This is a genomic window from Solwaraspora sp. WMMA2080, from assembly GCF_027497395.1.
GTDB lineage: Bacteria > Actinomycetota > Actinomycetes > Mycobacteriales > Micromonosporaceae > Micromonospora_E.
In genome coordinates this window covers 1,689,002-1,703,154 of the sequence record NZ_CP114910.1, presented here as the reverse complement: position 1 = coordinate 1,703,154, position 14,153 = coordinate 1,689,002, and the positions used below count along the sequence as shown (strand labels likewise).

12 protein-coding genes are annotated in these 14,153 nt (G+C 69.6%); 10 read left to right on the top strand and 2 right to left on the bottom strand.

The genetic code is table 11. The annotated features are described in order from the left end of the window. The 3 genes from secF (at window position 1) to O7543_RS07635 (ending at window position 4,504) form a co-directional block, all read left to right on the top strand. The gene (secF, locus tag O7543_RS07645; protein ID WP_281554486.1) at window positions 1-1,209 is read left to right on the top strand and encodes a protein translocase subunit SecF; all 1,209 of its coding nucleotides are present in this window, start codon (window positions 1-3) and stop codon (window positions 1,207-1,209) included. A 79-nt stretch (window positions 1,210-1,288) separates the two neighbouring features. Then, on the top strand, window positions 1,289-1,852 hold the full coding sequence (locus tag O7543_RS07640) for an adenine phosphoribosyltransferase (RefSeq protein ID WP_281554487.1): 564 nt from the start codon (window positions 1,289-1,291) through the stop codon (window positions 1,850-1,852). A 180-nt stretch (window positions 1,853-2,032) separates the two neighbouring features. After that, the gene (locus O7543_RS07635; RefSeq protein ID WP_281555548.1) at window positions 2,033-4,504 is read left to right on the top strand and encodes a bifunctional (p)ppGpp synthetase/guanosine-3',5'-bis(diphosphate) 3'-pyrophosphohydrolase; all 2,472 of its coding nucleotides are present in this window, start codon (window positions 2,033-2,035) and stop codon (window positions 4,502-4,504) included. A 91-nt stretch (window positions 4,505-4,595) separates the two neighbouring features. Here the strand turns inward: O7543_RS07635 and O7543_RS07630 are convergent, their stop codons facing one another. Continuing rightward, on the bottom strand, window positions 4,596-5,426 hold the full coding sequence (locus tag O7543_RS07630) for a peptidylprolyl isomerase (protein WP_281554488.1): 831 nt from the start codon (window positions 5,424-5,426) through the stop codon (window positions 4,596-4,598). A gap of 36 nt (window positions 5,427-5,462) precedes the next feature. Beyond that, window positions 5,463-6,413 (bottom strand): peptidylprolyl isomerase, encoded by a 951-nt coding sequence (locus tag O7543_RS07625; RefSeq protein ID WP_281554489.1) that lies wholly within the window; start codon window positions 6,411-6,413, stop codon window positions 5,463-5,465. A 304-nt stretch (window positions 6,414-6,717) separates the two neighbouring features. On the opposite strand from O7543_RS07625, the gene O7543_RS07620 reads away from it, so the two are divergent. The 7 genes from O7543_RS07620 (at window position 6,718) to urtD (ending at window position 14,152) form a co-directional block, all read left to right on the top strand. Then, window positions 6,718-7,434 (top strand): MBL fold metallo-hydrolase, encoded by a 717-nt coding sequence (locus O7543_RS07620; protein WP_281554490.1) that lies wholly within the window; start codon window positions 6,718-6,720, stop codon window positions 7,432-7,434. Window positions 7,435-7,450: 16 nt separating this feature from the next. After that, the gene (gene hisS / locus O7543_RS07615) at window positions 7,451-8,782 is read left to right on the top strand and encodes a histidine--tRNA ligase (RefSeq protein ID WP_281554491.1); all 1,332 of its coding nucleotides are present in this window, start codon (window positions 7,451-7,453) and stop codon (window positions 8,780-8,782) included. 180 nt (window positions 8,783-8,962) lie between these two features. Beyond that, a complete protein-coding gene (locus O7543_RS07610; RefSeq protein WP_281555549.1) occupies window positions 8,963-9,880 on the top strand; it encodes an acyl-ACP desaturase in 918 nt (305 codons plus the stop codon). 281 nt (window positions 9,881-10,161) lie between these two features. Then, window positions 10,162-11,337: an urea ABC transporter substrate-binding protein gene (gene urtA, locus O7543_RS07605; RefSeq protein WP_281554492.1), complete on the top strand. Its 1,176-nt coding sequence runs from the start codon at window positions 10,162-10,164 to the stop codon at window positions 11,335-11,337. Window positions 11,338-11,370: 33 nt separating this feature from the next. Then, window positions 11,371-12,246 (top strand): urea ABC transporter permease subunit UrtB, encoded by an 876-nt coding sequence (urtB, locus tag O7543_RS07600; RefSeq protein ID WP_281554493.1) that lies wholly within the window; start codon window positions 11,371-11,373, stop codon window positions 12,244-12,246. Continuing rightward, window positions 12,243-13,334: an urea ABC transporter permease subunit UrtC gene (gene urtC, locus O7543_RS07595; RefSeq protein ID WP_281554494.1), complete on the top strand. Its 1,092-nt coding sequence runs from the start codon at window positions 12,243-12,245 to the stop codon at window positions 13,332-13,334. The genes urtB and urtC overlap by 4 nt, the downstream gene beginning before the upstream one ends. Next, window positions 13,331-14,152 (top strand): urea ABC transporter ATP-binding protein UrtD, encoded by an 822-nt coding sequence (urtD, locus tag O7543_RS07590; RefSeq protein ID WP_281554495.1) that lies wholly within the window; start codon window positions 13,331-13,333, stop codon window positions 14,150-14,152. Before urtC ends, urtD begins: the two co-directional genes overlap by 4 nt. Window position 14,153 lies beyond the last annotated feature (1 nt).

The window sequence follows — 14,153 nt, the reverse complement described above, 5'->3', positions numbered from 1 at the left end:
ATGAGCGGTTTCGCTGGACGCCTCTACCGGGGTGAGGCCAACCTCCCGATCGTCAAGCGGCGTAACACCTGGTTCGTGATCGCCGCGGTGGTCGTCGTCCTGTCGATCGCAAGCTTCTCGATCCGGGGCTTCAACCTCGGCATCGACTTCCGGGGCGGCAACGAATTCCAGGTGCCGGCGAGCGTCGGCACCCTGCTGCAGGCCGAGGACGCCCTCGACGCCGAGCTCGCCGAGTTGGACACCGAGGAGCCGCTCGAGGTGGTCTCCGGCCAGGAGGTCGGCGGCACCACCTACCTGTTCCGCACCGCCGAGCTCACCTCCGAGCAGACCGAAGCCTTCAAGCAGGGTCTCGCCGAGCGGCTCGACATCGAGCAAGCGGCGATCAGCGACAGCCGGGTCAGCGGTGCCTGGGGTAGCCAGGTCACCCAGCGGGCGCTGCTCGGCCTGCTGGTCTTCATGGTGCTGGTCACCATCTACCTGGTGCTGCGGTTCGAGTACCGGATGGCGATCGCGGCGGTCGCCGGCCTGGTGCTCGACCTGCTGCTGACCGCCGGCATCTACTCGGCCTCCGGCTTCGAGGTCACCCCGTCGACGATCATCGGCTTCCTGACCATTCTCGGCTTCGCCCTCTACGACGTCGTGGTGGTCTTCGACAAGATCCAGGAGAACACCCGGGGCGTCACCGGCGGCAGCAGCCAGACCTACGGCGAGGCCGCCAACCTCGCGGTCAACCAGACCCTGATGCGGTCGATCAACACGTCGATCGTCGCGTTGCTGCCGGTCGGTGGGCTGCTGTTCATCGGTGCCGGGCTGCTCGGCGCCGGAACCCTCAAGGACCTCGGTCTGGTGCTGTTCGTCGGTATGGGCGCGGCCTTCTTCGCGTCGATCTTCTTCTCCTCGCCACTGGTGACGGTGCTCAAGGAGCAGGAGCCGAAGTACAAGCTGCACACCCAGCGGGTGCAGGCCAAGCGGTCCTCCCTGGCGGAGCGGGACAAGGCACCGAAGCGGTCGCGTACCAGCGCCGGTGCCTCGACCACAACGTCGGCCGACGAGCCCGCCGAGACCGAGCCCGCCGCGGACGCCGCTCTGGCCGGCACCGCGCCGAAGGCCGGTGCCCGACCGGCCGGCAAGCGTCAGTCCGGCGGCGGTCGTGGCGGCCGACCCGGCGGTGGGGGCCGCAAGCGCCCCAGCGGCGCGAAGCGTCGCTGACGATTTCCCTCGGTGGTGTTCCGGCGGCGACACGCCGCCGGAACACCACCGGTCTCACCCGGCACGGAAAGGGCGGAAGGTGACGGAGACCGAGGCAGTGATCGTCGGGGACAGCGGTGCCGAGACGGCCGCGTTGGTGGCCAGTCGGGTGATCGACGTACCGGACTTCCCCAAACCCGGCATCGTATTCAAGGACCTGATGCCGCTGTTCGCCGACGGGCCGGCGTTCCGGGAGATCACCGACCGGATCATCGCCCACCACGGAGCGGACTCCTTCGACGTGGTCGCCGGCATCGAGGCGCGTGGGTTCGTGCTGGCGGCGGCGATCGCGTACGCCACCGGCACCGGGGTGGTCCCGGTCCGCAAGGCCGGCAAGCTGCCCCGGGCATCGTTCTCCGCCTCGTACGCGTTGGAGTACGGCGAGGCGGTCCTGGAGGTGCATCAGGACGCCTTCACGGTCGGTCAGCGGGTCCTGGTGGTCGACGACGTGCTGGCCACCGGCGGAACCGCCGCCGCCACGCTGGACCTGGTCGACCGGGCCGGGGGAACGGTGATCGGCTTCACCGTCCTGCTGGAGCTGGGATTCCTCGCCGGGCGGGACCGGCTCGCGCCCCGGTCGGTGCACGCCATGTGGCGGGTGTGAGCCGGCCGACGGGCAGCTCGGCCGCCGGGCGCAGCACCGGCCGGACGGGTAATATTGCGGTCCCTGTCAGTCAGGGGCGCTGTCTCCTGGCTAGCGCGGTAGCAGCTCAGCCCGATACGGTCGGCTGAGTTCCGGCAGAGGTGAGGGAGGCCGGTGTCCCCCGACGTCGTCGCTCCTTCCATGGAGGGCACTGTGCATCCGACTGGCGAGGTCAACCCCACTGGGGGCGTGACCAACGGCGAGGCACCCGGTTCTGCCGTCAATCCGGGCGGCCCCGACGTCGCCGGTGACCGCAGCGCGGCACCCCCGGCGGCGAACGGTGCGACAGCTGCGGCGGCGAACGGTGCGGGCGACCACGCCGGCGCGGGCGCGGCCGGCACTGGTTTCGCGTTCAACGGTGCGCCGACCGGGCGTCGGGTACGGGCCCGGCTGGCCCGGTTCAACGCGCCCTGGCAGGCGCCGCACATCCCCGAGGTGCTGGAACCGCTGATCGCCACCCACCAGCAGAGCCACCCGAAGGCCGACCCACGGGTGCTGCAGCGGGCCTTCGAGATGGCCTCCAAGTGGCACTCCGGGCAGTACCGCAAGTCCGGCGATCCGTACATCACGCATCCGTTGGCGGTTGCCACCATCCTCGCCAATCTCGGCATGGACACCACGACGCTGGTCGCCGCGCTGCTGCACGACACGATCGAGGACACTGATTACACCCTCGACGAGATGCGCGCCGACTTCGGTGGTGAGGTGGCGCTGCTGGTCGACGGGGTCACCAAGCTCGACCGGGTCAAGCTGGGCGACGCGGCCAAGGCCGAGACCATCCGCAAGATGGTGGTGGCGATGGCGAAGGACCCCCGGGTCCTGGTGATCAAGCTCGCCGACCGGCTGCACAACATGCGGACGCTGACCTTCCTGCCCAAGGCGAAGCAGGAGCAGAAGGCCAAGGAGACCCTGGAGATCCTGGCGCCGCTGGCCCACCGGCTCGGTATGAACACCGTCAAGTGGGAGCTGGAGGATCTGGCATTCGGCACGCTGTTCCCGAAACGGTACGAGGAGATCAACCGGCTGATCGGGGAACACCAGCCGCAGCGCGACACCCAGCTGCGCAAGGTGACCCAGAAGGTGCAGGTCGACCTGCGCGCCGCGAAGGTCAGGGCGGAGGTCACCGGCCGGCCGAAGCACCTCTACTCGATCTACCAGAAGATGATTGTCCGGGGGCGGGACTTCAACGACATCTACGACCTGGTCGGCGTACGCATCCTGGTCGACACGGTCCGCGACTGCTACGCGGCGCTCGGCGTGATCCACGCGAACTGGCAGCCGGTCCCCGGCCGGTTCAAGGACTACATCGCGATGCCGAAGTTCAACATGTACCAGTCGCTGCACACCACGGTGATCGGGCCCACCGGCAAGCCGGTGGAGATGCAGATCCGCACCTACGCGATGCACCGTACCGCCGAGTTCGGCATCGCCGCGCACTGGAAGTACAAGGAGCAGAAGGGCGCCACCGTCGTCGGCCCGCCGGCGCACATCGACGAGATGACCTGGCTGCGGCAACTGCTCGACTGGCAGCGGGAGGCGAGCGATCCGAGCGAGTTCCTCGACGCGCTGCGCTTCGACCTGTCCAGCCAGGAGGTTTACGTCTTCACCCCCAAGGGCGACGTGATCCCGCTGCCCACCAGTTCCACCCCGGTCGACTTCGCCTACGCCGTGCACACCGAGGTGGGGCACAAGTGCATCGGGGCGCGGGTCAACGGCAAGCTGGTGCCATTGGAATCGACGCTGTCCAACGGCGACGTCATCGAGATCTTCACCTCCAAGTCGGCGACCGCCGGCCCGACCCAGGACTGGCTGGGCTTCGTCAAGAGCCCTCGGGCCCGCACCAAGATCCGGCAGTACTTCAACAAGGAACGCCGCGAGGAGGCAATCGAGACGGGCAAGGACGCGATCGCCAAGGCGATGCGCAAGCAGGGCATGCCGTTGCAGCGGATGCTCACCACGGACTCGCTGATGGCGATCGCCCGCGACCTGCACCTGGCCGACGTCGCCGCGCTGTACGCGGCGGTCGGCGACAGCCAGGTGTCCGCGCAGTCGGTGGTGCAGCGGCTGATGGTCAGCCTCGGCGGCGAGGAAGGGGCCGCCGAGGACCTGGCCGAGTCGGCCGTCGCAACCCGCCCGCCCCGGGCACGGCACAACGGCGCCGACCCCGGCGTGGTGGTACGCGGGGTCACCGACGTCTGGATCAAACTGGCCCGCTGCTGTACCCCGGTCCCGCCGGACACGGTGTTCGGCTTCGTCACCCGGTCCGGCGGCGTCAGCGTGCACCGCGACGACTGCTTCAATGCGGCCGAGCTCAAGGCGCAACAGGAACGGCTGGTCGAGGTCACCTGGAAGTTGACCTCGGCGTCGACGTTCCTCGTCGCCATCCAGGTTGAGGCGCTCGACCGGCACAAGCTGCTGGCTGACGTGACCAGGGTGCTCTCCGAGGAGCGGGTGAACATTCTCTCGGCGACCGTGACCACCACCCGGGACCGGGTGGCGGTCAGCCGCTTCTCGTTCGAGATGGCCGACCCGAAGCACCTTGGCCATCTGCTCAACGCGGTCCGCAAGGTCGACGGCGTCTTCGACGCCTACCGGGTCACCTCCGGCACCTGACAAGAAGGCGCCAGGGCATCGGGTAATGCCCTGGCGCACTGGTACCGGCTCAGCGGGCTCGGCGGCGTTGCCGGCCGCCGAGCCCGGTGGACTACTGCGGCTCGCTCACCGTCAACGAGTTGATCAGAATGTCGTTGTTGGGGTGGCCGCCGCCGGGGGACGGCTCGAACGCACCGTCGTGACCGGCCTCGGTGGCCTCCTGGATGACGTCGAGGCCCTCGACGACCCGGCCGAGCACGGTGTAGTCCGGGCTGAGCTCGACGTCCTGGTAGATGAAGAAGAACTGGCTGCCATTGGTGTCCGGGCCGCTGTTGGCCATCGCCACGACCCCGGCGGGGTAGGCGGGCCGGTCGTCGACCGGCAGGTTCTCGTTGGCGAACTGGTAGCTCGGCCCGCCGGTGCCGTCGGTGTCCCGGTAGCCTTCGCCGCTGGCGCTCGGGTCACCGCACTGCAGCATGCCGGGGAACATCCGGTGGCATTTGGTGTTGTCCCAGAATCCCTGGCCGGCCAGGTGACTGAAGCTGGCCGCCGTGCACGGCACCTCGGCCAGGTCCATCTCCACCTGGATCTCACCGAAGCTGGTGTCCAGGGTCATCACCTGGCTGCCGCTGTCCGGCGGCGTGGTGGTCGGCGGAACGCCGACGTCCACGGTCGTCTCACGGCGCTGCTCGACGGGGATCTCGTTCCACACGCAGGTCACGCCGGCGTCGCCGCCGTCGGCCTGGGGCGTGGTTTCGGTCTCGTCGTCCCCGAGGCTGGCGACCAGCCACACCGTGCCCGCGGCCACGAGCAGCAGGGCGACGCCGGCACCGATGCTGGCCTGCAACTGGCGGCGCTTGCGGGCCGCCTCGGCGCGCTGGGCCATCTCCTTTTCGAGGCGGGCCCGAGCCGCGGCACGCTGCCGCTCCCTGGTCGACGTCACGGTGGATCCTCCTGGATTCGGGTTGTCTGGGTCAGGTCAGGACTGGCCGGCGGTGCCGTCGGTGCCCTCCGCGTCCGGCTCGGTGGCCGACGGGTCGGTGGTGGCCGGTGCCGAGGCACTCGGGTCGGTCGACGGGGTCGCCTCGGTCTCGTCGGCCCCGATCGGCTCGCCGACGGTCAGGCTCTGGATGACCACGTCGGTCTCCGGCTTCACCGGTGCGCCGGCGGCGTTGTTCACCAGTGCGAGAGCGCCGATCGCCTCGACCGTGTCCATCCCCGAGGTCACCTTCCCGATGATCGGGTACGAGGGGAACTCGGTGGTGTAGTCCTCGAAGAAGATCTTGAACTGGCTCCCGTTGGTGCCCTGCGGCACGCCGACCGCAGCGACCGTGCCGGCCGGGTAGAGCGGCGGATGGTCGGCCAGCGCCTCCGTCGGGTCGGCCGACGGGTCCAGCTGCGGCGAGACCGGCACGTTCTCGCTGAAGTACGAGTACGTCGGCCCGCCCTGTCCGGTGCCGCTCGGGTCGCCGCACAGGATCGCGCCCTCGTCGGTGATCTCGTGGCAGGTCGTGTCGTCGAAGAAGTTGCGGCTGGCCAGGTGGGCGAAGTTGGCGGCGGCGCATGGCGCGGCGGCGAGGTCGAGCTCGACGGTGATCGGCTCGCCCTGGTTGGTGGTGATCGTCATCGGCTGGACCCCCTGGTTCGGCGGGTCGGTGGTTTCCGGCATGCCGACGTCGGTGAGGTTGCTGTTGGCGGCCGGGTCCTGCGGGGTCCAGGTGCAGATGCCCGCAGCCTCCGGGGTCTCCGGCTCGCCGTCGAAGGCGCCGAGCGCCCAGGCCGAGCCGCCGGCGATGAGCAGCAGCGCGAGGCCGGCGCCCACGCCGGCGCGGATCCGCCGCTTGCGCCGGGCCGCGGCGGCACGCCGGGCCATCTGCCGGTCAAGCTTCGCCCGCGCCAACTTGCGCTGCCGGTCCCTACTGGAGGCCACCCGCGCTCCCCTTTCCTGATCATCCCTGCGCCGTGCGGCGGGTCGGTACGTGTCCTGCGGAGGGCGTGCCGGACCCGGGCGCCTTTGCGGTGCGCCACGCCACACGCCCGCAAGAGTGTACGGGTATCGGCTGGGAAATTGTTGTACGAGGTCCGCTCTGTATCCAATTGGAGATCATCGCTGCCGTCGCGGACTGGGTGGGGCCGGCAGGTGTGCCACGGCGGCCCCGCGTGTCGCGGCGGCTAGGCTCGACCCGGAGACGATTCCGGCGGCCCGCGCGGGCCGGCCGACGGAGAGGAGAGGCGTGCTCATCACCGGCTTCCCGGCGCAGGCGTTCGGCACCAACTGCTACGTGGTGGCCGCCGGGCCGGGCGAGCAGTGCGTCGTCGTCGACCCCGGCATCGGGGTGCTCGACGACCTGGACCAGGTGCTGGCCGAGCACCGGCTGCATCCGGCGGCGGTGCTGCTCACCCACGGCCATCTCGACCACACCTTCTCGGTCGCGCCGGTCTGCGGCACGCGTGGCATCACCGCGTACGTGCATCCGGGTGACCGGGAGATGCTGGCCGACCCGGCGAAAGGCCTGTCGACGGACCTGGCGGCGATGTTCGGCGGCCGGCTGCCGTACAGCGAACCGGACGACGTCGCCGAGCTGACCGACGGCGCCACGCTGACGCTGGCCGGGTTGGAGATCAGCGTCGACCATGCCCCTGGCCACACCGGCGGTTCGGTGCTGTTCCGGCTGCCCGGCGCAGACTCGCCCTGGGAGGCCGAGCAGGTCTGTCTCTCCGGCGACGTGCTGTTCGCCGGTTCGATCGGCCGCACCGACCTGCCCGGTGGCAGCATGGCGACGATGATGACCAGCCTGCGGGACAAGGTGCTGCCGTTGGCCGACGACACCGTGGTGCTGCCCGGCCACGGTCCGGCCACCACCATCGGCCGGGAGCGTGTGAGCAACCCCTATCTGCACGAGGCCGCCGGCAGCGGCAACGCCGTGCCGGCCCGCCGTACCGGACTGTGACGACGAGGATGTACCGATGAGCAAGCCCAGGCCGATCTCCGGCTTCCCGGAGTGGTCGCCCCCGCAGCGGATGATCGAGCAGTACGTCATCGACCGGCTGCGGCACACCTTCGAGCTGTACGGCTTCGCCCCGCTGGAGACCCGCGCGGTGGAGCCGCTGGACCAGCTGCTGCGCAAGGGGGAGACCTCCAAGGAGGTCTACCTGCTGCGCCGGTTGCAGGCCGAGCCGGGTGCCGAGGTCGGTGACGACGCCCTCGGGCTGCACTTCGATCTGACCGTGCCGTTCGCCCGCTACGTGCTGGAGAACGCCGGCAAGCTGCAGTTCCCGTTCCGCCGCTACCAGATCCAGAAGGTGTGGCGGGGGGAGCGGCCGCAGGAGGGCCGCTACCGGGAGTTCCTGCAGGCCGACATCGACATCGTTGACCGCGACGAGCTGGCCCCGCACCACGAGGCGGAGCTGCCGCTGGTCATCGGGGACGCGCTGGCGAGTCTGCCGATCCCGCCGGTGCGGATCCAGGTCAACAACCGCAAGGTCTGCGAAGGCTTCTACCGGGGGATCGGGTTGACCGATCCGGATGCGGCGCTGCGGGCGATCGACAAGCTGGACAAGGTCGGCCCGCAGCGGGTGGCCGAGCTGCTGGCCGAGACGGCCGGTGCCAGCGACAGCCAGGCCAAGGCCTGCCTGTCGCTGGCGGAGATCTCGGCGCCGGACGCCTCGGTCGCCGACGCGGTGCGTGGTCTCGGCGTTGAGCACCCGCTGCTCGACGAAGGGCTCACCGAGCTTGTGGCGGTGCTGGAGACGGCCGCCGCGCACTCGCCCGGCCTGTGCGTGGCAGACCTGCGGATCGCCCGGGGTCTGGACTACTACACCGGTACGGTCTACGAGACCCAGCTACAGGGGTACGAGCGGTTCGGCTCGATCTGCTCGGGTGGCCGCTACGACGATCTCGCCTCGGCCGGCGCGGACCGCTTCCCGGGCGTCGGGATCTCGATCGGGGTGTCCCGGCTGCTGGGGCTGCTGTTCGGCGCCGACGCGTTGGCGATCTCCCGGCCGGTGCCGACCTGCGTGCTGGTGGCGTTGCCGGCCGAGTCTGGCCGGCCGGCTGGCAACCGGGTGGCCGACGCGCTGCGTCGGCGGGGGATCGCCACCGAGGTGTCACCGTCGGCTGCCAAGTTCGGCAAGCAGATCCGGTACGCGCAGCGCCGCGACATCCCGTACGTCTGGTTCCTCGGGGTCGACGGTGAGTCGGACAGTGTCAAGGACATCCGCTCGGGGGATCAGGTGCCGGCGGCCGCGGACGCCTGGTCACCGCCGTCGGCGGACCTCCAGCCGACGGTGACCGGCTGACAGTGACGCGGCCGATGGCGACTTGCCTGGTCGACATAGCGGACATACGGCGGCGATTGCCGCAAAGATCATCCGGGAAAGTGGCGGTGCGGCCCGACATAACCTACGGTTGCGTAAGTTACGCTGTCGTAGGTTACCCCGGTAGGGAGAACGTCGTTGACCGTCGCCGCCACCACCCCGATGTCCCAGACCGCGCTGCTCGTCGAGCTCGAACCGGTGGTCGCCGAGAACCTTGACCGGCACCTCGGCCTGGCCAAGGAGTGGTTCCCGCACGAGTACGTGCCGTGGAGCGACGGGCGGACCTTCGACGGCCTGCTCGGCGGCGAACCGTGGTCGCCGGAGGACTCGCAGATCCCGGACGTCGCCCGTACCGCGCTGATCGTCAACCTGCTCACCGAGGACAACCTGCCCTCGTACCACCGCGAGATCGCCACCCTGTTCGGTCGCGACGGTGCCTGGGGCACCTGGGTGCACCGGTGGACCGCCGAGGAGGGCCGGCACGGCACCGCCATCCGGGACTACCTGACCGTCACCCGGGCGGTCGATCCGGTCGCGCTGGAGCGGGCCCGGATGGTGCACATGTCCAACGGGTACGCCAACCAGCACGACGACGAGGTGCTGCACTCGCTGGCGTACGTGTCGTTCCAGGAGCTGGCTACCCGGATCTCGCACCGCAACACCGGTCGGGCCACCGGTGACCCGCTCTGCGAGCGGTTGCTGGCCCGGGTCGCCGCTGACGAGAACCTGCACATGATGTTCTACCGAAACCTGCTCGGCGCGGCGTTCGAGCTGGCGCCGAGTCAGGCGATGCGGGCGGTGGCCGACGTGGTCGCCGACTTCCAGATGCCGGGCGTGGGCATCGAGGGCTTCGCCCGCAAGTCGGTGGCGATCGCCATGGCCGGCATCTACGACCTGCGTCAGCACCGCGACGAGGTGCTCGCGCCGGTGCTGCGCCAGTGGGACATCTGGAATGTCACCGGGCTGGACGCCGACGGCGAGTCGGCCCGTGACCAGATCGCCGCGCAGATGACTCAACTGGACACCGCCGCGTCCCGGTTCGAGGCCCGGCGGGAGGAGCGGCGCGCCCGCGGCCGGTAAGTGCCGTCGCGGCGCTTCAGGAACGATGAGTGCGGGTCCCGTGGCTGGTCGGCCACGGGACCTTCGTCGTATGTGGTCCGTCCACCGTGTCCGTCCGATCTAGCGACCGCACAGCCGTTCAGGTTCGTTGTGAGACGGGCTTAACGCGTTGGAAATCGATGGGTCGAGATTCGTGAAACCCGGCGTACCTACGTTTCGTGGCACCACGACTTCGGCTGAAGGGGAGTTGGATGCCACGACGCTTCCGGGGCGGCCTCGCCGCACTCTGTATACTGTCGACATTGGTTGCCGCGACCGCCTGTGCGGAGGACCCCACGTCCTCGGCCGGTGGCGGCGGTGACTCCGACACCATCAAGGTCGGTATCCTGCACTCGCTGAGCGGCACCATGGCGATCAGTGAGGTCACCGTACGCGACGCAGAGTTGCTCGCGATCGAGGAGATCAACGCCGCCGGTGGCGTGCTGGGCAAGCAGATCGAACCCGTCGTCGAGGACGGTGCCTCGGACTGGCCCACCTTCGCCGAGAAGGCGCAGAAGCTCATATCCCAGGACAAGGTCGCCACCGTCTTCGGTGGCTGGACGTCGGCCAGCCGCAAGGCGATGCTGCCGGTCTTCGAGCGCAACAAGGCGCTGTTGTGGTACCCGGTGCAGTACGAAGGGCTGGAGAGCTCGGAGTACATCTTCTACACCGGTGCCACCACCAACCAGCAGATCGTCCCGGCCCTGGACTACCTCGCCGAGCAGGGGCACAAGACGGTCTTCCTGGTCGGCAGCGACTACGTCTTCCCGCGTACCGCTAACAAGATCATCACCGCGTACGCCGAGGCCAACGGCATGCAGATCGTCGGCGAGGAGTACACGCCGCTGGGCCACACCGAGTACAGCACCGTGGTCAACAAGCTGCAGCAGGCCCAGCCCGACGCGGTGTTCAACACCCTCAACGGCGACAGCAACGTCGCCTTCTTCAAGCAGTTGACCAGCGTCGGAGTCACCGCCGAGACGATGCCGACCGTGTCGGTCAGCGTCGCCGAGGAGGAGGTCGTCGGCATCGGCCCGGACAACGTCGCCGGCCACCTGGTGGCCTGGAACTACTACCAGACCACCGAAGGCGAGCGGAACACCGCCTTCGTCGAGGCCTTCAAGGCCGAGTACGGGGCGGAGAAGGTCACCTCCGACCCGATGGAGGCCGGCTACAACGCGGTCTACCTGTGGGCGGCGGCGGTCGAAGCGGCCGGCAGCACCGACGTCGAGGCGGTCAAGGAGGCCGCCGGCGGGATCAGCATCGAGGCACCGGAGGGCACGGTCACCATCGACGGCGACAACCAGCACGTCTACAAGACGGCCCGGATCGGCGTGGTGCAGCCCGACGGCCAGATCCAGGAGGTGTGGAACTCCGGCGAACCGATCAAGCCGGACCCGTACCTGACCGGCTACGACTGGGCCGAAGGCCTGTCGTAACAGGCTAGTAACAAGCGGAGGGAGGTGCCCGCCATGGCGGTACTCAACCAACTGGTCATCGGCGCGAGCATCGGAGCGGTGCTGCTCCTGATCGCGCTGGGACTGACGTTCACCTTCGGACAGATGGGCGTCATCAACATGGCCCACGGGGAGTTCATCCTGGCGGGCGCCTACACCGCGTACATGATGCAGGGGCTGGTCGGGGCGCAGGCCGTCCCGGCCGCCCTGCCGGTCGCGTTCCTCATCGCCGGCACCATGGGTCTGATCCTGGAACGCCTGGTGATCCGGCGGTTCTACGGCCGGCCGCTGGACACCCTGCTGCTCACCTTCGGCGTCAGCCTGATCCTGCAGCAACTGGCCCGGGACATCTTCGGCGCGCCCAACGTGCAGGTCACCGCACCCGGCTGGCTCACCGGCGGGCTTGACGTGGCCGGCGTACAGCTGCCGTACAACCGGATCTTCATCATGGCACTCGCGGTCGGCTGCGTGGTGGCGATCTCGCTCTACCTCAGCAAACTGTCGTACGGCCGGCGGATGCGGGCGGTGATGCAGAACCGCGAGCTGGCCGCGGTGACCGGGGTGGCCACCCAGCGGGTCGACCAGCTCACCTTCTTCATCGGCTCCGGCCTGGCCGGTGTCGCCGGGGTGGCGCTGACCCTGATCGGCCCGGTCGGGCCGTCGCTGGGCACCTACTACATCGTGGACGCGTTCCTCGTCGTCGTCGCCGGGGGACTCGGACAGCTGCGCGGGGCGGTGATCGCGGCGGTCGCCCTCGGCGCGATCAACAGCTTCGTCGAATTCTGGACCGATGCGAGCCTGGCCAAGGTGGTGGTCTTCGCAGTGATCGTGGCCTTCCTCCAGTTCCGTCCGCAGGGCATGTTCGTCCTCCGTTCCCGGGCGCTGACATGAACGCCGCCCGGACGACCACCCCCGCCAACGGGGCCCGGCCGGCCACCCGCTGGCCCGGACCGGTCGGTTTCGTCGCCGTCGGAGTGCTGCTGCTGGTGGCACCGCTGGTGCTCAGCCCGTTCCGGCTCGACCTGCTCGCCAAGTACCTCTGCTACGCGATCGTCGCGGTCGGCATCTACCTGGCCTGGGGGCGCGGCGGCATGCTGACCCTCGGCCAGGGCGTGTTCTTCGGCCTCGGCGGCTACGCGATGGGCATGCACCTCAAACTCGCCGACGCCGGCGAGGGCAACCTGCCCGACTTCATGGTGTGGAGCGGGGTGGAGACCCTACCGGCCATCTGGGGGCCGTTCCGCAGCCCGGCGTTCGCCCTGGTCATGGTGGTCGTGCTGCCCACCGTGGTGGCGCTGATCCTGGGCACCCTGGTGTTTCGCCAACGGGTGCGCGGTGCCTACTTCGCCGTACTGTCCCAGGCCCTGGCCGCCGCGTTCGTGATCCTGCTGGTCGGCCAGCAGGGCCTCACCGGCGGCACCAACGGCCTGACCAACGTGCAGTTCTTCTTCGGCCTCGACCTGTACGACCCGACGCAGAAACGGATCGTCTACTACGTCGCGGTCGGCGCGCTCGCCCTGGTCTTCCTCGCCGCCTGGCAGCTCACCCACAGCCGGTTCGGCAAGCTGCTGGTCGCCATCCGCGACGGTGAGGACCGGGTCCGCTTCCTCGGCTACGACCCGGCCGTGGTGAAGACCATCGTGTACGCGCTGTCGGCGGCCATGGCCGGGATCGCCGGCGCGCTGTTCGTGCCGGTGGTCGGCATCCTCGGCCCGGCCGACCTCGGCGTCGTACCGTCCATCGAGATGCTGGTCGCGGTCGCCATCGGCGGGCGGTTCTCGCTGGTCGGTGCGGTCGGCGGGGCGATCCTGTTCAACTACGGCAGTACGGTGCTCAGCGAACAGTGGCCGTCCGGCTGGCTCTACCTGCTCGGCGGCCTGTTCATCGCGGTGATGATGTGGGCGCCGCGCGGCCTCGCCGGGCTGCTCGCCGACGGCTGGGCGGCGGTGCGGCACCGGGTCGGGGGTGCGAAACCATGAGCGGCAAGCTGGAGGTACGCGGCCTCGACGTCGTCTTCGACGGCTTCCGGGCGATCAGCGGCCTCGACCTGACCGTCGAGCCGGGGGAGCTGCGCTTCCTGATCGGCCCCAACGGTGCCGGCAAGACCACCCTGATCGACGTGGTCACCGGCCGGACCCGGCCGGCGTCCGGCTCGGTGCGGTTCAACGGCCAGGAGCTGGTCGGCCGCCGTGAGCACCGGATCGTCCGGCTCGGCATCGGCCGGACCTTCCAGACGTCGGTGGTGTTCGAGCAACTCACCGTGCTGGAGAACCTCGACCTGGCGGCCAGCTTCCGCCGGCGGATGGTCGGCCTGCTGCGCCGCCGGCGCGGTGTCTCCGACCAGGTATCCCGGGCGCTGGACACCACCGGTCTTGCCGACCTGGCGTACCGGCCGGCCGGGGTGCTCTCCCACGGGCAGCGGCAGTGGCTCGAGATCGGCATGCTGATCGTGCAGCAGCCCAGTCTGCTGCTGCTCGACGAGCCGGTGGCCGGGATGAGCCGCAGCGAGCGGGACCGCACCGGTGAGCTGCTGCGCGAGGTCGCCAAGGACCACACGGTGATGGTGATCGAACACGACATGGAGTTCCTGCGCCGGTTCGCCAGCACCGTCACCGTGCTGCACGAGGGCCGACTGCTCTGCGAGGGCACCGTTGCTCAGGTGCAGGCCGACCCGCGCGTGCAGCAGGTCTACCTGGGGCGCTCCGGTGAGGAGGGTGCCGAACCCGCCGTACCGTCGGCTGTTTCCGTCCCGTCGACCGCTGCCGGACCGTCAGCCGCTGAGGAGGCGTCGTCGTGAG

Excerpts from the sequence above, each read along its gene's own strand:
- secF (WP_281554486.1), top strand. The coding sequence starts at position 1 with ATGAGCGGTTTCGCTGGACGCCTCTACCGGGGTGAGGCCAACCTCCCG.
- O7543_RS07635 (WP_281555548.1), top strand. The coding sequence starts at position 2,033 with ATGGAGGGCACTGTGCATCCGACTGGCGAGGTCAACCCCACTGGGGGC.
- hisS (WP_281554491.1), top strand. The coding sequence starts at position 7,451 with ATGAGCAAGCCCAGGCCGATCTCCGGCTTCCCGGAGTGGTCGCCCCCG.
- O7543_RS07610 (WP_281555549.1), top strand. The coding sequence starts at position 8,963 with ATGTCCCAGACCGCGCTGCTCGTCGAGCTCGAACCGGTGGTCGCCGAG.
- urtB (WP_281554493.1), top strand. The coding sequence starts at position 11,371 with ATGGCGGTACTCAACCAACTGGTCATCGGCGCGAGCATCGGAGCGGTG.
- urtC (WP_281554494.1), top strand. The coding sequence starts at position 12,243 with ATGAACGCCGCCCGGACGACCACCCCCGCCAACGGGGCCCGGCCGGCC.
- urtD (WP_281554495.1), top strand. The coding sequence starts at position 13,331 with ATGAGCGGCAAGCTGGAGGTACGCGGCCTCGACGTCGTCTTCGACGGC.